The sequence below is a fragment of the Cupriavidus taiwanensis genome (assembly GCF_900250115.1).
GTDB classification, from domain to species: Bacteria; Pseudomonadota; Gammaproteobacteria; order Burkholderiales; family Burkholderiaceae; genus Cupriavidus; species Cupriavidus taiwanensis_B.
On the sequence record NZ_LT984803.1, the window covers coordinates 3,445,723 to 3,470,333 of the forward strand.

The 24,611-nt window shown below is 67.8% G+C and carries 17 protein-coding genes and 2 riboswitches; of the genes, 11 read left to right on the forward strand and 6 right to left on the reverse strand.

From position 1 onward, the window contains the following. Positions 1–45: 45 nt before the first annotated feature. The 9 genes from CBM2586_RS16145 to CBM2586_RS16185 all read left to right on the forward strand — a co-directional run bounded on the left by CBM2586_RS16145 (position 46) and on the right by CBM2586_RS16185 (position 9,594). Complete coding sequence (locus CBM2586_RS16145) at positions 46–273, forward strand: glycine zipper 2TM domain-containing protein (RefSeq protein WP_112777037.1); 228 nt, start codon at positions 46–48, stop codon at positions 271–273. 84 nt (positions 274–357) lie between these two features. Next, a riboswitch (glycine riboswitch) is annotated at positions 358–445 on the forward strand. Between the two features lie 21 nt (positions 446–466). After that, a riboswitch (glycine riboswitch) is annotated at positions 467–590 on the forward strand. A 91-nt stretch (positions 591–681) separates the two neighbouring features. After that, a complete protein-coding gene (gene gcvT, locus CBM2586_RS16150) occupies positions 682–1,809 on the forward strand; it encodes a glycine cleavage system aminomethyltransferase GcvT (RefSeq protein WP_115663578.1) in 1,128 nt (375 codons plus the stop codon). Between the two features lie 109 nt (positions 1,810–1,918). Continuing rightward, positions 1,919–2,299 carry a glycine cleavage system protein GcvH gene (gcvH, locus tag CBM2586_RS16155; protein ID WP_115663577.1) on the forward strand — a complete coding sequence of 127 codons (381 nt, stop codon included), beginning with the start codon at positions 1,919–1,921 and terminating at the stop codon, positions 2,297–2,299. 98 nt (positions 2,300–2,397) lie between these two features. Beyond that, entirely contained in the window at positions 2,398–5,328 is a 2,931-nt protein-coding gene (gene gcvP / locus CBM2586_RS16160) for an aminomethyl-transferring glycine dehydrogenase (protein ID WP_115688459.1), read from the forward strand. 92 nt (positions 5,329–5,420) lie between these two features. After that, the gene (locus tag CBM2586_RS16165) at positions 5,421–6,797 is read left to right on the forward strand and encodes an L-serine ammonia-lyase (RefSeq protein WP_115663575.1); all 1,377 of its coding nucleotides are present in this window, start codon (positions 5,421–5,423) and stop codon (positions 6,795–6,797) included. 55 nt (positions 6,798–6,852) lie between these two features. Next, entirely contained in the window at positions 6,853–7,590 is a 738-nt protein-coding gene (locus CBM2586_RS16170; protein ID WP_115663574.1) for an MBL fold metallo-hydrolase, read from the forward strand. A gap of 27 nt (positions 7,591–7,617) precedes the next feature. Further along, positions 7,618–8,091 carry an OsmC family protein gene (locus CBM2586_RS16175; protein WP_115663573.1) on the forward strand — a complete coding sequence of 158 codons (474 nt, stop codon included), beginning with the start codon at positions 7,618–7,620 and terminating at the stop codon, positions 8,089–8,091. 17 nt (positions 8,092–8,108) lie between these two features. After that, positions 8,109–8,987, forward strand: a complete 879-nt coding sequence (locus tag CBM2586_RS16180) for an alpha/beta hydrolase (protein WP_115688461.1) — start codon at positions 8,109–8,111, stop codon at positions 8,985–8,987. A gap of 115 nt (positions 8,988–9,102) precedes the next feature. Continuing rightward, positions 9,103–9,594 carry a YMGG-like glycine zipper-containing protein gene (locus CBM2586_RS16185; RefSeq protein WP_115663571.1) on the forward strand — a complete coding sequence of 164 codons (492 nt, stop codon included), beginning with the start codon at positions 9,103–9,105 and terminating at the stop codon, positions 9,592–9,594. A 24-nt stretch (positions 9,595–9,618) separates the two neighbouring features. On the opposite strand, the gene CBM2586_RS16190 is transcribed toward CBM2586_RS16185, so the two are convergent. The 3 genes from CBM2586_RS16190 to CBM2586_RS16200 all read right to left on the reverse strand — a co-directional run bounded on the left by CBM2586_RS16190 (position 9,619) and on the right by CBM2586_RS16200 (position 14,100). Further along, positions 9,619–10,734 (reverse strand): YbdK family carboxylate-amine ligase, encoded by a 1,116-nt coding sequence (locus CBM2586_RS16190; RefSeq protein ID WP_115688463.1) that lies wholly within the window; start codon positions 10,732–10,734, stop codon positions 9,619–9,621. Further along, positions 10,734–11,960 carry a cation:proton antiporter gene (locus tag CBM2586_RS16195; protein ID WP_115688465.1) on the reverse strand — a complete coding sequence of 409 codons (1,227 nt, stop codon included), beginning with the start codon at positions 11,958–11,960 and terminating at the stop codon, positions 10,734–10,736. Before CBM2586_RS16195 ends, CBM2586_RS16190 begins: the two co-directional genes overlap by 1 nt. A gap of 166 nt (positions 11,961–12,126) precedes the next feature. Continuing rightward, positions 12,127–14,100 carry a tetratricopeptide repeat protein gene (locus CBM2586_RS16200; protein ID WP_115688467.1) on the reverse strand — a complete coding sequence of 658 codons (1,974 nt, stop codon included), beginning with the start codon at positions 14,098–14,100 and terminating at the stop codon, positions 12,127–12,129. Positions 14,101–14,366: 266 nt separating this feature from the next. On the opposite strand from CBM2586_RS16200, the gene CBM2586_RS16205 reads away from it, so the two are divergent. Both CBM2586_RS16205 and CBM2586_RS32675 read left to right on the forward strand, forming a co-directional pair. Further along, positions 14,367–15,035, forward strand: coding sequence for a hypothetical protein (locus CBM2586_RS16205; RefSeq protein ID WP_145987420.1), 669 nt, complete (start codon positions 14,367–14,369; stop codon positions 15,033–15,035). 21 nt (positions 15,036–15,056) lie between these two features. Continuing rightward, on the forward strand, positions 15,057–16,322 hold the full coding sequence (locus CBM2586_RS32675; protein ID WP_145987421.1) for a hypothetical protein: 1,266 nt from the start codon (positions 15,057–15,059) through the stop codon (positions 16,320–16,322). A 139-nt stretch (positions 16,323–16,461) separates the two neighbouring features. Here CBM2586_RS32675 and CBM2586_RS16215 read toward each other — a convergent pair whose 3' ends face one another. The 3 genes from CBM2586_RS16215 to CBM2586_RS16225 form a co-directional block, all read right to left on the reverse strand. Beyond that, positions 16,462–17,613: a branched-chain amino acid ABC transporter substrate-binding protein gene (locus tag CBM2586_RS16215; RefSeq protein WP_115688474.1), complete on the reverse strand. Its 1,152-nt coding sequence runs from the start codon at positions 17,611–17,613 to the stop codon at positions 16,462–16,464. A 158-nt stretch (positions 17,614–17,771) separates the two neighbouring features. Beyond that, positions 17,772–21,761: a trifunctional transcriptional regulator/proline dehydrogenase/L-glutamate gamma-semialdehyde dehydrogenase gene (gene putA, locus CBM2586_RS16220; protein ID WP_115688476.1), complete on the reverse strand. Its 3,990-nt coding sequence runs from the start codon at positions 21,759–21,761 to the stop codon at positions 17,772–17,774. A gap of 194 nt (positions 21,762–21,955) precedes the next feature. Continuing rightward, positions 21,956–24,268 carry a primosomal protein N' gene (locus tag CBM2586_RS16225; RefSeq protein ID WP_115688478.1) on the reverse strand — a complete coding sequence of 771 codons (2,313 nt, stop codon included), beginning with the start codon at positions 24,266–24,268 and terminating at the stop codon, positions 21,956–21,958. Between the last annotated feature and the right edge of the window lie 343 nt (positions 24,269–24,611).

The window sequence follows — 24,611 nt, forward strand, 5'->3', positions numbered from 1 at the left end:
GCCGGATCGCTTGGGCATGCACAAATCATCACATCGGAGCCAACAATGAAAACCATGCAAACTTTGACCAAGGTGACCCTGATCGGCATGACGGTCGCGGCCTTTGCCGGTTGCGCGGACATGACCCCGAAACAACGTAACACCGCCATCGGCGCCGGTGCCGGCGCGGTGGGCGGCGCCGTCCTGACCGACGGTAGCGCGCTGGGTACGCTGGGCGGCGCGGCCGTGGGCGGCGTGATCGGCAACGTGGTCACCGACGACAAGAAGAAGTAAGGCCGGCGTGCAGCGGCGGGTACGGTACCGGAAGGCAGGCTCTGGCCTTGGTTTGACAAAGGCCGGGGCCTCCCGTACATTGCGCGCATCCGACCGGGAGAGCGCGCATCGCTTGCGCCGCCGAAGGGGTATCACCCGAAAACTCTCAGGCACCACGGACCGGTCGGATCGGCATGCAACATGCACACGATGCATGCCGCACTCTGGAGAGCGGCACCCGCCATTCGTGGCGAGCGTGCCCACCGAAGGGGCGCGCGAGCCTGGGTCCACCGGATCCGCCTCGTAATCTCTCAGGTATCGAGGACAGAGGGGTCATCCGCCGCAGCGGATTGCTGGCCATATCGGCGAGCGATGGTTGCGGCGGATGGCCCTTTTCGTTTTCGCCAACCGAGACTGCCCGAGGATTCCATGACGCTCCAGGCCACGCCCCTCAACGCTATCCACCGCGCCCTCGGCGCCCGCATGGTCGACTTCGGCGGCTGGGACATGCCGGTCAACTATGGCTCGCAGATCGAAGAACACAACGCCGTGCGCAACGACGCCGGCATGTTCGACGTCTCGCACATGTGCGTGGTCGATCTCGCCGGCCCCAATACCCGCGGCTTCCTGCGCGGCCTGCTGGCCAACAACGTCGACAAGCTGCAGACGCCGGGCAAGGCACTGTACTCGTGCATGCTCGACGAGCACGGCGGCGTGATCGACGACCTGATCGTCTATTTCTTCGCAGAGGACCGTTTCCGCCTGGTCGTCAACGCCGGCACCGCGGTCGGCGACATCGACTGGATCCGCGCCCGCAACGACGCCACCGGCAGCGGCGTGACCATCACGCCGCGCCGTGAAGATGTCGCGCCCGCGGGCGTGCAGCCGCTGGCAATCGTCGCCGTGCAAGGTCCCAACGCCCGCGCCAGGGTGTGGAGCACGTTCCCGTCGACCCAGCCTTCCGATGCGCTCAAGCCGTTCAATGCCGTGGTGGTGCAGGACCCCGCCCTCGGCGAAGTGATGGTGGCGCGCACCGGCTATACCGGCGAAGACGGCTTCGAACTGGTGGTGCCGGCCGCCAGCGTTGCCGGCCTGTGGGAAAAACTGCAGGCTGCGGGCGTGCGCCCCGCCGGCCTGGGCGCGCGCGACACGCTGCGCCTGGAAGCCGGCATGAACCTGTACGGCCAGGACATGGATATCAAGGTCTCGCCGCTGGACGCGGGCCTGGCGTGGACCGTCGACCTGCAGAGCGAGCGCGACTTCACCGGCAAGGCGGCGCTGGCCGCCAACGGCCAGCAGCAACAGTTCCTCGGCCTGATCCTGCGTGACAAAGGCGGCGTGCTGCGCGCCCACCAGAAGGTCATCACCCCCGCCGGTGACGGTGAAATCACCAGCGGCACCTTCAGCCCCTCGCTGTCGCAATCGATCGCGTTCGCGCGCCTGCCCCGTGGCGTGAACGTGGGCGACACCGTGCAGGTGGAGATCCGCGACCGCAAACTCAACGCGACTGTGGTTAAACTGCCGTTTGTGCGTCATGGCAAGGCACTCGTGAGCTAAGGGAAAGTCCCGCTCACCCAACGGTCGCCCTCGCCTGCCGGCGCGTTTTGCAATGCGCGCCGGGCAGGCATCACCCAACAAGAATCAGATCTGAATCCGGAGAACCTTCATGAATTTCCCCGCTGACCTCAAGTACACCGAGTCGCATGAGTGGGTGCGCGTCGAAGCCGACGGCACGCTCACCATCGGCATCACCGACCACGCCCAGGACGCGCTGGGCGACATCGTCTTCCTGGAACTGCCCGAAGTGGGCAGGTCGGTCGGTGCCGGCGACGCGCTGGCCGTGGTCGAGTCGGTAAAGGCCGCGTCCGACATCTACGCCCCCGTGGCCGGCGAAGTGATCGCCGTCAACGAAGCCGCCACCGCGGCGCCGGAAAGCGTCAACGCCAACGCCTTCGACGCGTGGCTGTTCAAGCTCAAGCCGGCCAACGGCGACGACGTCAACGGCCTGATGTCGGCCGATGCCTACAAGGCCAGCGTCGGCGCCTGATCGCCCCGTCGGTCCCGCACACGGGATCGACACACTGCATTGCAGCGCCGCGGCACGGCTGACCACCTGCCGCAGTGCTCCCTTCGAGGTTCTTGCCAATGAACGCCCCGCTTCCCATGAATGCCGCCCAAGGTAACCGGCCCACGCTGGCCGAACTGGAGGCGCGCGACGCCTTCGCCGCCCGCCATATCGGCCCCGATACCCCCGAGCAGCAGCACATGCTGAAGGTGCTCGGCTATGACAGCCGCGCCGCCCTGATCGACGCCGTCATCCCCGCCGCCATCCGCCGCCGCGACGGCATGCCGATGGGCGAGTTCACCGAGCCGCTGAGCGAAGAGGCCGCGCTGGCAAAGCTGCGCGGGCTGGCGGGCAAGAACAAGGTGCTGAAGAGCTTTATCGGCCAGGGCTACTTCAACACCATCACGCCCGGCGTCATCCTGCGCAACATCTTCGAGAACCCGGCCTGGTACACCGCCTACACGCCCTACCAGCCGGAAATCTCGCAAGGCCGCCTGGAAGCGATGCTGAACTTCCAGCAGATGGTCACTGACCTGACCGGGCTGGATATCGCCAACGCGTCGATGCTGGACGAGGGCACCGCCGCCGCCGAAGCGATGACGCTGCTGCAGCGCGTGAACAAGCACGACTCCAATGTCTTCTTCGTCGCCGACGACGTGCTGCCACAGACCCTGGAAGTGGTACGCACGCGCGCGCTGCCGCTCGGCATCGAGGTCAAGGTCGGCCCCGCCGCCGATGCCGCTGCCGCGGGCGCGTTCGGCGTGCTGCTGCAATACCCGGGGGTGAACGGCGATATCAATGACTACCGCGCCATCGCCGACGCCGTGCACGCCGCCGGCGGCCTGGTGGTCGCTGCCGCCGACCTGCTGGCGCTGACGCTGATCGCTGCGCCGGGCGAATGGGGCGCCGACGTCGCGGTGGGCAACTCGCAGCGCTTCGGCGTGCCGCTCGGCTTTGGCGGCCCGCACGCCGGCTACATGGCGGTGAAGGACGCGTTCAAGCGCTCGATGCCGGGCCGACTGGTCGGCGTGACCATCGACGCGCAGGGCAACCAGGCTTACCGCCTGGCGCTGCAGACGCGCGAGCAGCATATCCGCCGCGAGAAGGCGACCTCCAACATCTGTACCGCGCAGGTGCTGCTGGCGGTGATGGCGTCGATGTACGCGGTCTACCATGGTCCGCAGGGCCTGAAGCGTATCGCCCAGCGCGTGCATCGGCTGACCGCGACCCTGGCCGCGGGCCTGGAGGCACTGGGCTTTGTGCGCGCCAATGCCAGCTTCTTCGACACGCTGACGCTGGAAACCGGCTTCAACACCGACGCGATCCACGCCGCCGCCACCGCGCGCGGCATCAACCTGCGCCATGCCGGCGCCACCCGCGTCGGCATCTCGCTGGACGAGACCGCCTCCCGCGCCGACGTGGTCGCGTTGTGGGAGATCTTTACGCAAGGCAAGCCGCTGCCCGCCGAGGTCGACTTCGACAAGCTCGAGGCCGCCGCGCAGGACGCCTTCCCGTCCGCGCTGGCGCGCACCAGCGCCTACCTGACGCACCCGGTGTTCAACACGCACCACGCCGAGCACGAGATGCTGCGCTACCTGCGCATGCTGGCCGACAAGGACCTGGCGCTGGACCGCACCATGATCCCGCTGGGCTCCTGCACGATGAAGCTGAATGCCACCAGCGAGATGATCCCGGTGACCTGGCCCGAGTTCAGCCAGATCCACCCGTTCGCGCCGCTGGACCAGACCGTGGGCTACCGCGAGATGATCGACCAGCTCGAGGCCATGCTGTGCGCCGCCACCGGCTACGCCGCGGTCAGCCTGCAGCCCAACGCCGGCTCGCAGGGCGAGTACGCCGGCCTGCTGATCATCCACGCCTACCACGCCAGCCGCGGCGAAAGCCATCGCGACATCTGCCTGATCCCGTCGTCGGCGCACGGCACCAATCCGGCCTCGGCACAGATGGCCGGCATGAAGGTGGTGGTGGTGGCGTGCGATGAAAATGGCAACGTCGACCTCGACGACCTGGCGAAGAAGGCCGAGCAGCACAGCAACAACCTGGCGGCGATCATGATCACCTACCCGTCCACGCACGGCGTGTTCGAGCAGGGCGTGCAGCAGATCTGCGAGATCGTGCACCGGCACGGCGGCCAGGTTTATGTCGACGGCGCCAACATGAACGCGATGGTCGGCACCGCGGCGCCGGGACAGTTCGGCGGCGACGTGTCGCACCTGAACCTGCACAAGACCTTCTGCATCCCGCACGGCGGCGGCGGCCCCGGCGTCGGTCCGGTCGCGGTCGGCGCGCACCTGGCCGACTTCCTGCCCAACCAGGACAGCGTCGGCTATCGCCGCGACGAGCGCGGCATCGGCGGCGTGTCGGCGGCGCCGTTCGGCTCGGCCAGCATCCTGCCGATCTCGTGGATGTATATCGCGATGATGGGCTCGGCCGGCCTGACCGCGGCGACCGAGAACGCAATCCTGGCTGCCAACTATGTCGCCAAGCGCCTGGCGCCGTACTACCCGGTGCTCTACACCGGCCAGCACGACCTGGTCGCGCACGAATGCATCCTGGACCTGCGCCCGCTGCAGAAGGAAACCGGCATCAGCAACGAAGACGTGGCCAAGCGCCTGATGGACTACGGCTTCCACGCGCCGACCATGAGCTTCCCGGTGCCGGGCACGCTGATGATCGAGCCGACCGAGTCCGAAGCACTGCATGAGCTGGACCGCTTCATCGACGCCATGATCGCGATCCGCCAGGAAATCGGCCGCGTTGCCGACGGCACCTTCGACCGCGACGACAACCCGCTCAAGCACGCCCCGCACACCGCCGCGGTGGTCACCGCCAACGAGTGGACCCACCAGTACACGCGCGAGGAAGCCGCCTATCCGGTGGCCTCGCTGCGCACGCAGAAGTACTGGCCGCCGGTCGGCCGCGCCGACAACGTGTACGGTGACCGCAACCTGTTCTGCGCCTGCGTGCCGGTCAGCGACTACGTGGTGGACTGAGCCGGCATCCCGGCCACAAGCTAAGCTGTACTCAGGGCGCCGCGCAATGCGGCGCCCGCCGGCCTGGTCCGGCGTCAATCTGGAGGCCGTCCGTGGCAGTCAGCGTATTCGATCTGTTCAAGGTGGGCATCGGCCCGTCGAGCTCGCACACCGTGGGGCCGATGCGCGCGGCGCTGATGTTCGTGCAGGGGCTGGAGCGCGACGGCCTGCTGCCGCAAGTCGCCAGCGTGCGGGTGGAGCTGTACGGCTCGCTCGGCGCCACCGGCAAGGGCCATGGCACCGACAAGGGCGTGATCCTGGGCCTGATGGGCGAGGCGCCCGACACCATCGATCCCGATGCCATCGACACCCGCCTCGCGGCCTTGCGCAAGTCGCGCGAGCTGTCGCTGCTGGGCTGCCATCTGGTGCCTTTCGTCGAAAAGGAGCACATCGCCTTCTACCGGCGCGAGGCCATGGCCGAGCATCCCAACGGCATGAAGTTCCACGCCTTCGATGGCGGCGGCGCCACGCTGCGCGAGGCGCGCTACCTGTCGGTCGGCGGCGGCTTCGTGGTCACCGCCGGCGCGCCCAATACGCAGGTGCTCAAGGCCGCGCAGCAGTTGCCGCATCCGTTCCGCAGCGGCAAGGAACTGCTCGGGATGGCCAGCGCCAGCGGCAAGAGCATCGCCCGGCTGATGCTGGAAAACGAACTGACCTGGCGCAGCGAGGCCGACGTCGTCAATGGCCTGCTGCATATCTGGGACGTGATGCAGGCCTGCGTGGCGCGCGGCTGCCGCACCGACGGCGAACTGCCGGGGCCGTTCAAGGTGAAGCGGCGCGCGCCCGAGCTCTACCGCAGCCTGACCGAACGCGCCGAGCGCACGCTGTCCGATCCGCTCTCGGTGATGGACTGGGTCAACCTGTACGCCATCGCCGTCAATGAAGAGAACGCCGCCGGCGGGCGCGTGGTCACGGCACCCACCAACGGCGCGGCCGGCATCATCCCGGCGGTGCTGCACTACTACGACCGCTTCGTGCCTGGCGCCAGCCGCGAGGGCGTGGTCGACTTCCTGCTGACCGCGGGCGCGATCGGGCTGCTGTACAAGCTCAACGCGTCGATCTCCGGCGCCGAGGTCGGCTGCCAGGGCGAAGTCGGCGTGGCCTGCTCGATGGCGGCCGGCGCACTCGCCGCGGTCACCGGCGGCAGCCCGGAACAAGTGGAAAACGCGGCCGAGATCGGCATGGAGCACAACCTCGGCCTGACCTGCGACCCGGTCGGCGGACTGGTGCAGATTCCGTGCATCGAGCGCAACGCGATGGCGTCGGTCAAGGCGGTCAACGCCGCGCGCATGGCGCTGCGCGGCGACGGCACGCACTACGTGTCGCTCGATTCGGTGATCAAGACCATGCGCGAAACCGGCGCCGACATGAAGACCAAGTACAAGGAAACCGCGCGTGGCGGCCTGGCGGTGAATATCGTGGAGTGCTAGCGCCGGTGCGGCGTATCATGGCGGCGTTCCCCGGCCAAACAACAAGAGGACGGCCATGCAGACCTTCCACCAGCTGTTCGACGAGACCTCGTCCACCTTCACCTACCTGCTGATCGACGCCGCCACCGGGGACGCGCTGCTGATCGATCCGGTCGACCACCAGCTCGAGCGCGACCTGCAATTGCTGCAGCAGACCGGCGCGCGCCTGGCGTGGGTGATCGAGACCCATGCCCATGCCGACCACATCACCTCGGCCGGCCACCTGGCGCTGCAGACCGGCGCGCATACCGCGGCGCCGTCCGGCTGCGACATCAAGCCCGCGCACAAGCAGCTGATCGACGGCGACACCGTCACTTTCGGCAAGCAGGTGCTGCGCGCCATCCATACCCCCGGGCACACCGCCGGCAGCATGAGCTACCTGTGGGAAGAAGCCGGTGCCGGCGGCACGGTGCGCCGCATCTTCACCGGCGATGCGCTGCTGATCGATGGCTGCGGCCGCACCGATTTCCAGTCCGGCGACGCCGGCACGCTCTACGACAGCCTGACCCGCAAGCTGTTCGCGCTGCCAGACGACACGCTGGTCTATCCGGCCCATGACTACAAGGGCCACAGCGTGTCCACCATCGGCCATGAACGCGCGCACAATAGCCGCGTCGCCGGCCGCACGCGCGAGCAGTTCGTCGAGATGATGCGCAACCTGAACCTGCCGCGCCCCAGGCTGATCGATGTCGCCGTGCCGGCCAACCAGCGCCTGGGCCTGCGCGACGGCGAAAGCGTGCCGCACGGCGCCTGAATGCCTTCCCAACCCAGGAGTCCCTGCATGTCCACCTACACCGCTGAAGTCCTGTGGCAACGCGACGGCCAGGATTTCGCCGGCAACCGCTACAGCCGCCGGCATCTGCTGCGCTTTGACGGCGGCGCCGAAGTCCCGGGCTCGTCGTCGCCGCACGTGGTGCCGCTGCCGATGTCGGATGCCAGCGCGGTCGACCCGGAAGAAATGTTCATCGCCTCGCTGTCGAGTTGCCACATGCTGTGGTTCCTGTCGCTGGCAGCAAAGCAGCGCTTTGTCGTCGACCGCTATCTGGACGCGGCCACCGGTGTGATGGAAAAGAACGCCGACGGGCGCATGGCGATGACGGTAGTGACGCTGCGCCCGCAGGTCACGTTTGGCGGCGCGGGCGAGCCGACGCGTGAACAGCTCGACGCCCTGCACCATGCCGCGCACGAGGCCTGCTTTATCGCCAACTCGGTCAGGACAGAGGTGCGCTGCGAGCCGGTGTACGCCGGCGCCTGACCCACAGGCTCACCGCCATGCCCGCCAGCGTGCTGCCCGGCGCAGCGGCACCGTCGGCGCCCCCACGGACTGCCCGGGCGCGCCTGTGGCGCTGGCTGGCCGCGCCCCTGGCGGGGCTTGCCGCAATCGCCATGCTGCAAGACCACTTCCTTTATTTCCCCGAACGCGCTTCGGTCGGCGACATGGTCACGCCGGGGTTGCGCGCGTGGCCAGGCCCGGACGACTTCCGCGGACTGGTGGCCGAGCCGCGCGGGCCGGTGCGCGCCACCGCGCTGGTGTTCCACGGCAACGCCGGGCATGCCGGGCATCGCGACTACTACGCCAGTGCGCTGGCGCCGCTGGGCGTGCGCGTGATCCTGGCCGAGTATCCGGGCTACGGGCCCCGCCCGGGCACGCTGGGCGAGCGCAGCTTCGTCGCCGACGCGGAACAGTCGATTGCACTGGCGCGCCGCCAGTACGGTGCCCCGCTGCTGCTGATCGGCGAATCGCTGGGAGCGGGCGTGGCGGCGGCCGCGGCGGCGCGCCAGCGCGACCACGTTGCCGGCGTGCTGCTGATCACACCGTGGGACAAGCTGACGCACCTGGCCTCGCATCACTATCCCTGGCTGCCGGCCGGCTGGGTGCTGCGCGACCGCTACGACAGCGTCGCCAGCCTGGCGGGCTTAGGCCGCCCGGTGATGGTGGCGGTGGCCGAACGCGACACCATCGTGCCGGCACGCTTCGGCGAGGCGCTGCATGCGTCGCTGGGCGAACCGCGGCGGCTGGCGGTGATCCCCGGCGCCGGGCACAACGACTGGATCCGGCATGTCGACCAGGCCTGGTGGCAGGACGCCGCCGCGTTCCTGCTGGCCCCGCGCGCCGCACAAACAAATAACATCACGCCGCCAAAACACTGATTTGACTTACCCCTGCGGTCCGCAAATACTGGCCTTCACAGAACAGGCTTGCCGACTGCGCACCGGGCGGTGCGCCCAGCCTGGCAGCGCCGACATCCTTTGGGGGAACACCATCATGAAACAACGCCAGCCTCGCCAGCCGTATCTCGCGCTCGGCGCGCTGGCCATGGCCTGCGCCGTGGTGCCGGCCCAGGCCATGGCGCAAAACAAGCCGGTCGCCTACCCCGCCAAGGGCCAGAGCCAGCAACAGCAGGCCAGCGACGACGGCGCATGCTACAGCTGGGCCAAGCAGCAGAGCGGTGTCGATCCTGCCCAGGCGGCCAATGCGCCGCCGCCGGCCCAGGCCCAGAGCGGCCAGCGCGTGCGGGGTGCGGCGGGCGGCGCCGCAGCGGGAGCGGTGGCAGGAGCGATTGCGGGCGACGCCGGCAAGGGCGCGGCGATCGGCGCTGCAACGGGTACGGTCGCCGGCGGCATGGCGCACCGCCAGTCGCGCCGCCAGGCGAATGCGGCCAACCAGCAGGCCGCAGCCAACACCAGCCAGGCGATGGGTTCGTACTACCAGGCCTGGGGCGCCTGCATGCAGGGGCGCGGCTACAGCATCAAATAGGACCGCGCGCGGCTCGCCGCAGGCTCAGGACGCCCACCGGTCACACGCCTTGCGCACCGTTTCGCGCTGGCTGCGCGCATCCGCGTCGACCTGGCGCAGCCACTGGGCATCGCCGTCGCGACGCTCGGCCAGGGCGCGGATGTTGGCCAGCGCCTCGAGCGAGCCGAGCGCCTCGGCATGCGGCACCAGCGCGTCGCAGATCGACAGGATATGGTCCGCGATCGGCATGCGGGTCAGTTCGTTGGGGTGCACGTACTCGCCCTCCAGCCCGAAGCGGCAGGCCTGGAAGCGGTTGAAGGTGTACACCAGGTAGTCGTCTTCCTGCGGCATGAACGGGCGCGACAGCAGCAGGTAGCGCGCCAGCATCTGGATATAGGCGGCGATATCGCAGGCGCGCTGCACCGTCAGCGGCGTGTCCATCACGCGGACCTCGATGGTGCCGAACTCGGGCTTGGGACGGATATCCCAGTAGAAGTCCTTCATGCTTTCGATCACGCCGGTGTTGCGCATCTTCTCGAAGTACGCGGTGAAGGCGTCCCACGTCAGCAGGAACGGCGCCCGTCCGCTCATCGGGAAGGCCGCGACCGAGTTCAGCCGCGCCGAGGCAAAGCCGGTATCGACGCCCTGCACATAGGGCGAGGACGCGGCCAGTGCGACGAAGTGCGGCACATAACGGCCGATGGCGTGCAGCAGGAACAGCGATTCGTCCGCGCTGGGGCAGCCGATATGCACGTGCTGGCCGAACACGGTGAACTGCTTGGCCAGGTAGCCGTACAGCTCGGAGATGTACTGGTAGCGCGGCGAATCGGAGATGGTGCGGTCGGACCATTGCTGGAACGGATGCGTGCCGCCGCCGGCGATGCCCAGGTTCAGCGAGTGCGAGGCCGCCACCATCAGGTCGCGCATCACGGTCAGCTCTTCCAGCGCCTGCTGGTAGCTGTGGCAGATGCCGGTGCTGATCTCGATCATCGACGGACTGATCTCGGGCTTGATGTCGCCGGCATGCTGGGCGCCCTTGAGCGCGCGCAGCAGGTCAGGCGCGAACGGCGCCAGGTCATAGTCATGCCGGTTGACCAGCTGCAGCTCCAGCTCGACGCCGAAAGTCAGCGCCTCGGATTGCTTGAACGGTTCGAGCGACATCAGCGCCCTCCTCCATTGGCCCGGATATCGACGCGGACTTCGCCTGCGTAGCGCAACGCCCAGGCCGCGATCACCGGACCGAAAAGTTGTTCGATGGCCAGCGCGCACAGGATGATGGCGGCCAGCGGCTGCCCCGTGCCCGGGTACAGGCGCGCGACGTCATGCATCAGCAGGTAGGCCAGGCCCGACATCGGCGCCAGCGCCAGCCCCAGTGCCATGCACTGGCGCAGGCTCAGGCCCGAGAACGAGCCCAGCGACACCACCCCGGCCAGCTTGGCGACGTGGCGCAGCACCACCAGCGCGATGGCGTAGACGCCGCCCACGGCCCAGTCCTGCGCCGTCAGCGGCAGGCCCAGCGACACCACCATGACGATGATCAGCAGGCTGCCGGCGCTGCCGAAATGTGGCGGCCACACGTGCGGCTGGTCGTCCTGGTGCTTGAACACCACGCCGGCCAGCATCAGCGTCAGCGGCATCGACAATTTTAGAACCCGGGTCAGCGCCAGCGTGAACAGCACCAGGCCCACCAGCACCAGGAAGCTGTAGTGGTCGTCGGCCGACATGCGGCCGTAGATGGCATGGCCGAGCTTGCCCACTACCCACGCCAGCAGGCACGAGCCCAGCAGCAGGTACAGCGGGTGCAGCAGCGCGGCGCCCAGGTTGCCGTATTCCGAATGCAGCCAGCCGGTGGCGACCTGCACGATGGCGGCGGCATAGATGCTGTTGAGCGCGGCCATCGCCAGCAGCCGCTCGGTGACCTGCCCGTCCGCGCGCAATTCGTTTTTAAGCTGCAGCACGATGGTGGGCGAGGTGCTGACGGCGATACCCCCGGCCAGGATCGCCACGCCGGGCGAGGCGCCGATCCACTGCAGCACCGCCGCCACCAGCCCCCAGGTCAGCAGGCTTTCAAAGGCACTGGTGAGCAGCAGCCAGCGGTTGGCGCGCAGCCAGGTCAGCGAAAGGCGGTGGCCGAGTTCGAACAAGGCCAGTGCCAGCGCCATATCGATCAGGATACGGGTCTGGTTGATCATGTTCTCGTCGACGATGCTGCGGCCCAGCATGCCCGCGCACAGCCCCGCCGCGGCATAGCCGACGATGCGCGGGCAGCGCAGCCAGCGCCGGCTCAGCTCGCCCGCGAGGCCGGCGCCGACCAGGGCCAGTCCGACCCAGAACAGGCCGCCGGGCACGAGCGGGAGGCTTGGAAAAAGTTGGCTCAGTCCATTCATGGCGACATGGTAATGTAAGCACTTCACAATCCATGTCAGTGATTGTCCGACACCGCACCAAACGCCCGCCTTATTTCCGTCATCTTCCCGTAAAAAACGCCATCTGCAGATGGCGTTTTTTACATGCCTTACATCTTCAGCCGATTCGCAGGCCGCAAGAGCCCTTTCAGACGCCCCACATCTTCCATACCGGCCGGGTGGCCTTCAATGCTGTCTCGACCTGCCCGTACAGCGTGCGCGTGGTGCCCTGGGCGGCGCCACGGGCACGCGCCTGGTCGAAGTAGCCCAGCGCGGCTTCGCGCTGGCCCTGACCGAGCGCGGACTGCACCGCGCGCAGGTACACCTCGGCGTCCCAGTCGTCACGCGCGGCGAAGGCGGCAACAAAGTCCGCCAGCGCAGCGTCATGGCGGCGCGCGGCGTTATGCACCAGGCCGCGCTGCACGCGCGCGCCGGCCTGGTCCTGCGGATCGCCCTCGGTCAGCGCCACCGCCTGTTCGAACAGCGGCAGCGCGCGCTCGGGCTCGCCCAGCTCGCGCCAGACCTGGCCGAAACGGTTGTACAGCCAGGCATCCTCGACCAGCAGCGCGCGCCGCTGCTGGGTCTCGATCTCGGCCAGCGCATCGGTGCGGTCGTGCTCGTCCATGCCCGCCATGCGGGCCTGCAGCAGCGCGGCATAGTAAGCGCGCGCATGCGCCATCGGGTGCGCGGCCTCGCTGCGGGCTTCCACCGGCAGCGCGTCCAGGCGCGCATCCATGTGCGCCATCGCGGCGCGCGCGGCCTCGGCCGGCTCGGCGCCGCCAAGCGCCTTCCAGGCGGCGATCATGCGGCTGAAGGCCCAGGTCACGTCGGCCGGGTTGCGCTCGAGCGGGTAGCGGTTGAGCACCTCGCCCGCCAATTCCGCCACCTTCTGGTGCTGGCCCGCGTCGGCGTGGCAATCGAGCAGGTCGATCCAGTGCTCGATGAACTCGCTGGCGGCCATGCCCCGGCGGTGCAGCGCGATGCGCTCGTCGGCATGCGCGGCGTCGGCCGGCAGGCTGCGCGCCAGCAGCCGGCACAGCAGCGAATAGACATGGGAGTCGGCATTGCCGCCATGGCCGGCGGCATCGCCCTGGCCCGTGGCGAAATACTGGTCGAAGCGCGCCACCCCAGCGCGCCCGGCCTGCACCAGCAGCGGACGCAGCGCGGCTTCGGCGGCGGGCACGTCGTCGATGAATTCGCCAAGCGCCATCGCGGCGCGGTAGTAGCCGGCGCCGTCGTCGGACTGGTCGCTCAGCGTGAAGCGCAGCCACGGCTCGCGCTCGGCCGGCGCGGTGCCGCCGCTGTCGTCCCCACGCTGCGCCAGCTGGTAGCGCCAGGCCAGCTCGCGTACCTGGCTCTGCGGGTCGGGGACCTGGCGCAGGTAGACGCCGAGGTCGTCGAGCGCGCCCTGCAGATCGCCAACGCCATGGCGCAGCGGCGCGCGCAGCCGGCGCGCCTCGGGGTGGTCCGGGTGTTCGGCGAGCACGCGCGCGGCCTGGTCGGCGGCGACGGCATCGCCGGCCGCGGCATCGAGCTCGAGCAAATGCGGGTTGTCCAGCGCGACCCGGCCCAGGCAGATGCGCATCAGCGGCTCCGCCGGCACGCCGGCGGCCTCGGCGCGGGCGATGTAGTCCGACACCAGCGGCGCGATATCGTCGGCGCCCAGGTCGGGGTTGCGCACCATCAGGTCGTACCAGTAGCGCGCGGCGCCGGCCATGTCGCCCAACCGGAGCGCCGCCAGGCCGGCGTGGAAGTGCGCGGCCCATTCTCCCGTCAGCAGGCCGCTGCGCTGCGCCGCCTCGTGCAGCCTCGGACGGGCCTCGGCATCGCGGCCCAGGCTCATCAGCATGGCGCCGTAGCGGTGCGCGATTACGCCGCGCGAGACCCAGCGGTGCGGCGGCTGCAGCGGCAGCGTGTCGAGCCGCGCCAGGGCCTCGTCCAGCACCGCCAGCGCGGCGCCGGCATCGCCGCTGTCAAAGTGCAGCCGCGCCCGCAGCGTGACGAAATCCACCACCTCGGGGCGCGCCAGCGATAACTGGTCGGCGATCTGCAGCGCTTCGGCGAAGCGCCCCTGGTTGGCTAGCCCGATGGCGTGGTCGTAGCTGGCTTCCTGCTCGGACACGTACTGCTCCTAAAGATTGTGCAAGTGCGGGATTATGCGCCACTGGAGCGCAGGGGCGTCAGCATCGATGGTGATCCGACGGATCCCCTCAACTGTCCAACGTCAGGTCTTGCCTGGAACGGGGCTCGGACGACTCGACACTACCATCGGAATGTTCCGGCGAGATTCGGGAAATCGGCCATATAAACCCGGTATTGCTGCGACTACGGTCAAAAGGTAAGTGCTGATGCTTGCGCGTCTATGTCGCTCCAACGACCGAGGTCACAATGAAAGCCTACATCTCCGTGAGACCGTCGTATCTTGCACTGATGGCCGCCCTGCTACTAAATGTGCCCGCGCACGCGCAATGGAGGCGCCCGCCGACGGTGCCTATGCAAGTCGGCGCGAATCCGGTCAGTGCTGCTGATATTGTGGGGCGAGACCTGGATATGATCGGCCTCGGAGGGGTGGGCCATGTGGGAATCTGGACCGGAAACCTCGTCATTGAAGCACTGAACACAAGTGGCAATGCCATCAATACGAATTCCCTTTTCGATTTCAAGTCGCGCACCCGATATTGGGGTGCCGTATTTGTTGACGGGCTGGAAAAAATGCCATCGCAGCGAATGTGTACCGATGCGAGCTGCTCCTACCTGGTGGCGCTTGGCATGAAGGAAGCAATCATACAAAACGCCCTGGTCATCAAACAGATTGGCGCCGACTACACGGTTGCGGACGGCTATATCTCGGCGCTCCCCGCTTGCTCACCACCTGCTTGCATAAGCTATCGTCGTCCGGTACGCGGCCTCTATCGATGCGACAAATTTGTTGTGGACGCCTTTGCGCCGCTGTCGAATGTCAACCTCGAACTCTGGAACGTCATGTCAAGGACGAATCGGCCATCCATGCTCTTTAGTTCCTTTAATGAGCGAGGCGTCGTCCTTCAGCCAAAATGAGTCACAGCGGAGGCTTATGTCATGCCCAGGCTCGCCACCATCGTGAGCGTTATCGGAACCGCACTCGCGGGCGCAATGGCGTACGGTTTCCTCTCAGGTGGTCACGATGACAAGCTGCTGACCGCAGCTTCTTCGGCAAAGCCCTTTGGATCTTCACCAGCAGACGCCAATCCGACTATCGCCGATACCGCTGCTACGGCCGCCGAGCAATCAGAGCCAGCCGATCCAGGCAGGTTTTCCAGCAAAATTCGAGACATCCTGGAGAACACCGATCTGACTGCTGACGAGAAATCGGATCAACTATGGAGAATCTTTGAACGCCATGCGCGGGAGCCGGAGACCGCACGCTATCTGCTGGATTCGATGCAGTTCATTAAGCCGATAAACAAGAAACGTGTGATTGAACGTGTTGAAGCAGCATTGCATCGTGGCACCCATGAAGACGGCGTGAAGCGGGCGCTGATTAATCTTCTTGCCGCGCAATTTGAACGCGATGCGGCGATTACTGCCGCTGCAGAAGCCCAGCTTCCGGGCAACCCCTTGGTGCTTGCGTCGCTGCGTAAGGCGGCAAATTCCGGTGATCATGCAACCGCTCATCAGGCGGTATTGCAGTACTCGCGGCTTGGTGAAGTGCAGGATAGCCTCACTCAGTTAGGCACGGCGAGGTCAAATGGCGCAATTGATACCAGCGAATATGCAAGGGAAATCGCCTTTCACCTCCCTCTCATTAAGGATCCCGTACAACAGCAACAGTTGTTGGATCTCATGGAAGGTTGCGATCTTCCCGGCCAGGAACTGGCAGACCTGCTGGCGACGACAGCCCAGTTGCCCCATGCGCTTTCGTCCCTTGCACCCGTTGCACTGCACACCATCCGCAGGATTCTCGATAACAACCCACCGGCCTTTGCCGTCGATTTACTGGACATGGATGTCCTGGCGCTGGCTCGGTACAACCGTTGGGCCGGCGCCAGCAGCGAAATTGCGCACGCCCTGTCCGGCGAACCGGTGCCAGACCTGCTTGCCAACCTGGTTATGCTTCCGGATGCGGATCCTCGCGCCCTTATTGCCGTAGCGGTTTCACCAATGTCCGAACCCGTGATGCAGGTCCTGACTGAACGCGGCTTGGTGAATGAAGCGCTTCAGCGACTGGACCGGTTTGAATCAGCCCCCGGGGATACTGCCGTAGCGAGCGGCATCGTTGCAGATATCCGAGCAAAACTGATCAGGCACTTGCTTAGCCCCATCTCCCCAGCGAGCGCCTTGAAACCGGTGGATCCACTCAAGTAGCGCTCAACGATATCGCGCTTGAACTTCTCATCATAATTCGCCATGAAAAACACCCCAAAGGTTGGATGCGTGTCCAACTTTTGGGGTGCCGTTCAAGAGGATGGCGCATCCCGTAGCGCGGAACTGCCGGATCGACGGCTTACTTCCCGCCCACCGTCTCCAGCACCGTCCACTTGCCGCCCACGACCTTGTAGACCGTGATGCCGCCATCCTTCAGGTCGCCGCGCGCGTCGTACGCCAGCGTCTTGGTGGTCACGCCCTGCATGTTGGTGGCGGCCAGCACCGGCAGGTAGCGCGCCGGGTCGGTCGAGCCGGCCTTGACCATGGCCGTCATCATCGCGGTGGCGCCGTCATAGGCGTACGGCGAGTAGGTCTGCACCTTCGAGCCGAAGCGCTTCTCGTACTTCTTCTCGTAGGCGGCGCCGCCGGGCATCTGATCCAGCGGCAGGCCGGCCAGCGACACCACGGTACCTTCGGCGGCCGGGCCGGCGAGCTTCAGGAAGTTGTCGGTCTTGGACATTTCGCCCGACACCAGCGGGGCCTTGATGCCCAGTTCCTTGACCTGCTTGGCCATCGGCGCGGACTGCGTCTCGGCGCCGCCGTAGAAGATGATGTCCGGGTTGCTGCGCTTGATGTTGGTCAGCACGGCCTTGAAGTCCACCGCCTTGTCGTTGGTGAACTCGCGGCGCACGACCTTGCCGCCGGCGGCCTTGGCGGCCTTTTCGAACTCGTCGGCCAGGCCCTGGCCGTAGGCGGTGCGGTCATCGACGATGGCGATGTTCTTCGCGCCCAGCTTCTTCACCACGAAGGCGCCGATCACCGAACCCTGCTGGGTGTCCGAAGTCATCATGCGGAAGGTGGTCTTGAAGCCCTGCTTGGTGTATTCCGGCGCGGTCGCCATGGCGATCTGCGGAATGCCGGCGCGGTTGTAGACCATCGACGCCGGGATGGTGGTGCCCGAGTTGAAGTGCCCCAGCATGCCCTGGATGCCGTTGTCGACCAGCTTCTGCGCCACCACCGAGCCGGTCTTGGGATCGGCCTGGTCGTCTTCGGAGACCAGCACGAACTTGACTTCCTTGCCGCCGATCTTGGGCTTGGTGGCATTCATGTCCTCGATCGCGAGGATGATGCCATTCTGCATGTCCTTGCCGTACTGGGCCTGGCCGCCGGTCATCGGGCCGGCGTAGCCCAGCTTGATTTCCTGCGCCTGCGCGAACGCGGCGGAGGCGGCGGTCAGGCCGGCCAGGGTCAGGGCAACGGTCATTGCCGTCTTGTGGAAGGTCGAGCTCATCAGATCTCCTTGGGTCCCAAATGGTGCCGATGTGGTGCCGTTGCCGGCAGTTGTATTGCGGCGCGGCCTGGCAGTGCCGCACCGTGCTTTCTCTGCGCGTCGGGGCGGGATCGCCGCCGCCGCCGCGCGCTTCGACATGACGCCGTCCGAGGGTTGCCTCAGCCGATCGTCATCAAACTGGCATTGCCGCCCGCCGCCGCGGTGTTGACCGAGAGCGAGCGCTCGATCAGCAGACGGTCGAGCGCAATATTCCGTTCCCCCTGCGCCAGGCCCTGCACGCCGATGATCGGACCGGAGCGCGCCGCCACCTGCTCGCAGACCGTGCGCAGCTGGTCCGAATCGCCGTGGTGCAGCACCGCATCGATTGCCGTGTCCGCCGCGGTCCAGTCGGCCACCATGCGGACGCGCGATTGTACGCCCTTAGGCAGGCGCGCAAACAGCCCCCGGCCGACAGGGTTTTCCGGCCATACCGCCTCGGCGCCGACCGTCAGCACGGCGCCCAGCTGCAGCGCCAGGTCGGCCTCCTGCGTGGCCAGGCACAACACCCGCTCGCGCGCCAGCAGGGTGTAGGTGTTGCGCTCGCCGGTGGGTCCCGCCAGCGTCACCGCCAGGCCCGAGGCCGAGGCCTCGGCGAAGCGCTCGCACGCGGCCGCCACCTCGGGCAGCTCGCGGCGCGCCCACTCGCGGAAGGCCTCGGTGGCGCGCACGGCTTCGTCGTCCGGTCCCACGGTCTGGGCGCCGCCGGCGCCGGCATTGACGTCGGCCGCGCGCACGCTGCGCGCCACCGCGTCCTGCGGACAGACCGACAGCAGCCGGTGCAGGTAGAGCGGGCCGCCGGCCTTGGGACCGGTGCCCGACAGCGCCTCGCCGCCGAACGGCTGCACCCCCACCACCGCGCCGACGATATTGCGGTTCACATACAGGTTGCCCACCTGGGCGCGGCTGACGATAAACGAGATGGTCTCGTCGATGCGGGTATGGATACCCAGCGTCAGGCCATAGCCGGTGCCGTTGATCTGGCTGACCATGGTGTCCAGCGCCGCGCGCGGGAACCGCACCACGTGCAGCACCGGGCCGAAGACTTCGCGCTTGAGCTCCTCGATGCTGTCCAGCTCGATCAGCGTCGGCGGCACGAAGGTGCCGTGGCGGCAGCTGGCGCCCTGGGCGGCGTTGGGGTCGGCCTGATGGACGCGGCGGCCCTTGGCGCGCATCGCATCGATATGGCGCACGATGTTGGCGCGCGCCTCTTGGTCGATCACCGGGCCGACATCGGTCGACAGGCGGTCCGGGTTGGCCATGGTCAGTTCCTGCATCGCGCCCTTGAGCATTTCCAGCACGCGCTCGGCCACGTCCTCCTGCAGGCACAGCACGCGCAGCGCCGAGCAGCGCTGGCCGGCCGAATCGAAGGCGGAATTGACCACGTCGCCGACCACCTGCTCGGCCAGCGCCGAGGAGTCGACGATCATCGCGTTCTGGCCGCCGGTTTCGGCGATCAGCGGAATCGGACGGCCGGCCGCGTCCAGGCGCCCGGCAACATTGCGCTGCAGGATACGCGCGACCTCGGTCGAGCCCGTGAACATCACGCCCTTGACGCGGGCGTCGCCCACCAGCGCGGCGCCGACGGTCTCGCCGCGGCCCGGCAGCAGCTGCACCGCGCCGGCCGGGACGCCGGCCTCGCGCAGCAGCTTCACCGCGGCGGCGGCGATCAGCGGGGTCTGCTCGGCGGGCTTGGCCAGCACCGGGTTGCCGGCGGCCAGCGCGGCCGCCACCTGGCCGGTGAAGATCGCCAGCGGGAAGTTCCACGGGCTGATGCAGACCACCGGACCGAGCGGGCGATGGGTCTCGTTGTCGAACCCGCGGCGCACCTCGGCGGCGTAGTAGCGCAGGAAGTCCACCGCCTCGCGCACTTCGGCGATGGCATTGGAGAAGGTCTTGCCGGCCTCGCGCATGATGATGCCCATCAGCGACTGCATCTGGGCTTCCATCAGGTCGGCGGCGCGCTCCAGCGCGGCGGCGCGCACCTCGGGCGGCGTCGCCTGCCAGATCGGCGCGGTATTGACCGCGGCCTGCAGCGCGGCGTCGACGTCGGCCTGGCTGGCTTCGGTGACATGGCCGACCACGTCCCGGTGATCGGCGGGGTTCAGCACCGGCGTGGTGATGGCATCGGCAAGCTGCGCGGCGACTTGCGCGGCGCCCAGCATCGGCTCGGCGACCAGGCGCTCGCCGGTGCCGGCCAGCAGCGCCGACGACAGCGAAGCCAGGCGATGCTCGTTGGCCAGGTCGATGCCGGCCGAGTTGGGCCGGCTCTTGCCATACAGCGTGCGCGGCGACGGAATGCGCGGATGCGGCAGGCCGAGCACGCCTTCGTCGCGATGCATGGCCTCGACCACCGCCACCGGATCGGCAACCAGCTCGTCCAGCGAGATGGTGTCGTCGGCAATGCGGTTGACGAACGAGGTGTTGGCGCCGTTCTCCAGCAGCCGGCGCACCAGGTAGGCCAGCAGCGTCTCATGCGTGCCGACCGGCGCGTAGATGCGGCAGGGCCGGTTGAACTTGCCGTCGGCGGTGGGGCCAACCACCTGGTCGTACAGCGGCTCGCCCATGCCGTGCAGGCACTGGAACTCATACTGGCCCGGGTAGTAGCTGTGGCCGGCGATCTGGTAGATCGCCGACAGCGTATGCGCGTTGTGGGTGGCGAACTGCGGGTAGATCGCGTCGGGCACCGACAGCAGCTTGCGCGCGCAGGCGAGGTACGACACGTCGGTGTAGACCTTGCGCGTGTAGACCGGATAGCCCTCCAGACCTTCCACCTGGCCGCGCTTGATCTCGCTGTCCCAGTAGGCGCCCTTGACCAGGCGGATCATCAGGCGGTGGCGGCTGCGGCGGGCCAGGTCGATCAGGTAGTCGATCACGAACGGGCAGCGCTTCTGGTAGCCCTGCACCACGAAGCCGATGCCGTTCCAGCCGGCCAGCTCGGGCTCGAAGCACAGGCGCTCGAGCAGGTCCAGCGAGATCTCGAGGCGGTCGGCTTCCTCGGCGTCGATATTGATGCCGATGTCGTACTGGCGCGCCAGCAGCGTCAGCGACTTCAGGCGCTCGTACAACTCGCCCACCACGCGCTCGTGCTGCGTGCGGCTGTAGCGCGGGTGCAGCGCCGACAGCTTGATCGAGATGCCCGGGCCCTCGTAGATGCCGCGTCCGCGCGAGGCCTGGCCGATGGCGTGGATGGCCTGCTCGTACGACGCCAGGTAGCGCGCGGCATCGGCCTCGGTCATGGCGGCCTCGCCCAGCATGTCGTAGGAGTAGCGGAAGCCCTCGGCCTCGTAGCGGCGCGCGTTGGCAAGCGCCTCGGAAATGGTCTCGCCGGTGACGAACTGCTCGCCCATCAGGCGCATCGCCATGTCCACGCCCTTGCGGATCAACGGCTCGCCGCCCTTGCCGATGATGCGCGTGAGCGCGCGGGTCAGGCCCGATTCAGTGTGCGTGGCAACCAGCTTGCCGGTCAGCAGCAGGCCCCAGGTGGCGGCGTTGACGAACAGCGAGGGGCTCTGGCCCAGGTGCGACTGCCAGTTGGCGCCGCTGATCTTGTCGCGGATCAGCGCGTCGCGCGTGGCCTTGTCGGGAATGCGCAGCAGGGCCTCGGCCAGGCACATCAGTGCCACGCCTTCCTGGGACGACAGCGAGAATTCCTGGATCAGCCCCTGCACCAGGCCTTCTCGTCCGGTGCCGACCTTCTGCTCGCGCAGCCGCGTCGCCAGTGCCTTGGCCATCTTGATCGCGGCCTCGGCCTGCTGCTGCGGCAGGCGCGCCTGTTCCAGCAGCACCGGCACGCAATCGGTTTCCGGACGGCGGTAGGCCGAAGTGATGGCCGCGCGCAGCACCGACTGCGGCTGGATGCTCTGCGCGAATTCCAGGAAGGGCTGCGGCGCGGCGTCGCCATGGACCATCTCGGTCCCGTCGCTGCCCTCGCCGTCAGCGCTGGCGGCTCCGGCATCGTACGGCAGGTGGCCGCGCTCGATCTGCTCGAGGTAGCTGAAGATCGCCTGCTTGATCAGCCAGTGCGGGGTGCGGTCGATCGATTGGGCAACGCGCTTGAGGCGGTCGCGGGAGGCGTCGTCGAGCTTGACGCCAAGGGTGGTGGTAGCCATTGCGGGCAATTCTCCGAAAGACTGGAGCCGCCGCCGGTGCTACCTCGTCCGTGCCGACAGGCAGGGGCGCGCGACCGGCCGCAGCCTGTGAGCTGGCGCGATCTTACTCCCGAAAATCAACAAGGTGCAACCTTGTGCAACCCTATCGAAAACCCTAATTATAGGGTTGCACTTTTGCTCCCATCTGCGGCCCGCTAGATCCGCAAGGGATCGATTTCCAGCTGCCAGCGCACCCCCTTCACCGCCGTGCCTACCTCTGCGAAAGTCTGTACCCACTCGGCTACAAACCGTTGCAGTACCGGGCGTGCGCTGGCTTCCACCAGCATCTGCGCCCGCTCGCGGTTGAACACGCGCACCATCGACATCGGCACCGGATCATGCAGTTGCACCCCCGCTGCCAGGGTGCAGTGCCCGGCATGCCGGCGCGCGGCCTCGAGGAACTCCAGCGCGCGCTCCAGCTGCCCGTGTTCGGCCGTGACCAGCACCTGGAAACAGAACGGGGGCAACCCGGCCTGGCGCCGCTCGCGCAACTGGCTGGCCGCGAATCCATCATAGTCATGGCGCGTCAGGGCCTGCAATGCGGGGGTATCGGGATAGCGGGTCTGGATCAGCACCTCGCCCGGCAGGCCCGCGCGCCCGGCCCGCCCCGCCACCTGCATCAGCGACGCAAACAGGTGCTCGGCGGCGCGGAAGTCGTGGCTGAACATGGCCGCGTCCGGATGGACGATGCCGACCAGGGTGACGCGCTGGAAGTCATGCCCCTTGGCCACCATCTGCGTGCCCACCAGGATGTCGACCTCGCCCGCGTGGACCTCGTCGAACATGGCCTGGGCGCTGCCCTTGCGGCGCGTGGAATCGGCGTCGATGCGGGCAATGCGGGCCTGCGGAAAGCGCGCCGCCAGCGCTTCCTCGATGCGCTGGGTGCCGCGCCCGAGCGGCGCGATATCGACATTGCCGCAGTCGGGACAGTGGTGCGGCACCGGCGCCTCGAGGCCGCAGTGGTGGCAGCGCAGGCGTCGCTCGGGCCGGTGCAGCACCAGGTACGCCGAGCAGCGCGGGCAGCCCGAGAGCCAGCCGCAGCTGTCGCAGGCAACCACCGGCGCATAGCCGCGCCGGTTCAGGAACAGCAGGCTTTGCTCGCCGCGCGCCAGGCGCGCGTCGATGGCCTCCAGCAACGGCACCGACAAGCCCTCGAACAGGGCACGCTGGCGCTGGCGCTCATGGTTCAGGTCGACCAGCCGCACCGCCGGCAGCGCCGCATCGGCCTGGGCGCGCTCGCGCAGCACCAGCTTGCGGTAGGTGCCCTGCCCGGCCCGCCACCAGGTTTCCATCGACGGCGTGGCCGAACCCAGCACCACCCGGATGCCGCGCTGCTTGGCGCGCCACACCGCCAGGTCGCGTGCGGAGTAGCGCAGCCCTTCCTGCTGCTTGTAGGAGGTGTCGTGCTCCTCGTCGACCACGATCAGCGCCAGCGCCGGCAGCGACGCCATTACCGCCATGCGCGTGCCCAGCACGATGCGGGCCTCGCCGCGGTGCGCCGCCAGCCACTGCAGGCTGCGCTCCTGGTCGGCCAGGCCGCTGTGCAGTACCGCCAGCGGCAACTGCGGGAAGCGCGCCGCAATGCGGCCCTGCAGTTGCGGGGTCAGGTTGATTTCCGGCACCAGCATCAGCACCTGCGCGTGCGGATCACGCGCCAGCACCGCCTGCATCGCATGCAGGTAGACCTCGGTCTTGCCGCTGCCGGTGACCCCATGCAGCAGGAACGGGGCAAAGCCTTCGGCCTCCGCAATGGCCTGCACCGCGGCGCGCTGCTCGTCATGCAGCGGCGGCGCGGCCGATGGCGGCCGGGCGGGGTCGGTCGGCAACAAGGTGCGCGCGGTGCGACTGGCCTCGACCCAGCCGGCGGCCTGCCATTCGGCCAGCCGCGACGGTGCCGCGGCACAGAGGACGCGCGCCTGCGCCAGGGACAGCGGCTCGCCCGTGGCGGCGCGCTCGGCCAGCGCCTGGGCCAGCGCACGCACGCTGCGAGCGCGGGGCGGCACGGCCGCCAGCAAGGGCTCCGCCTGGCCAGGCAACACGCGGTATTCATCGGTGCGGGCACGCTGGGCCAGGCTGGGCCAGCTTTCCGCCTCGCGCAGCGCGGGCGGCAAGGCCGGCAACATCACTTCGCCGAGCCGGCGCTGGTAGTAGCGCGCGGCAAAGGCTGCCAGCCCGATCCAGTCCGGCTGCAGCGGCGCCAGCCAGTCCAGCCGTTGCGCCACCGGCCGCAGCTTGTCCACAGGCACTGTGGATCCGTGTGCGAATTCGACCGCCACGCCGACCATGCTGCGGCGGCCGAACGGCACCACCACCAGGTCCCCTGGCGCGACGTCGGCAATGGCGAGGTAGTCGAAGCAGTCGTCGGCGGGCGTGTCGAGGGCAACCCGGATCACCAGCGGCACCGCCGAAGCCGCCGCGGAGGATGGCGCCACGGGCTCGCAAGGGAGCGTGCCGCTATCCGGCAGCATGCATGACCTGGAGGTGCATCGCCGTCAGGCAGGTGTCGGTCCACTGGCGGCCTGCCGGGCCATGGCGGAAGATTGGTGTGCGGCGCAGCATCAACTTAAAGTAAAACTTCAGATGTGGCCCTAAGTCGATGATAGATGACTGGTTTTCCACTAATTGCAGTGCCCCTGTGGATAACTTTGTTGAAAAGTCGCTTTGCCTGGCCGGGAAGGCCCGAAAAACAAGGGATCCACTGGCATCCACCCCTTCTTTGCAAATCTTCCAAAGCCTTAAAAATCAAGGGCTTGCAAACATCCCCCAGATAGGTTAGGGAATAACCCTGTCCTGCACTGCGGCAAACCTATC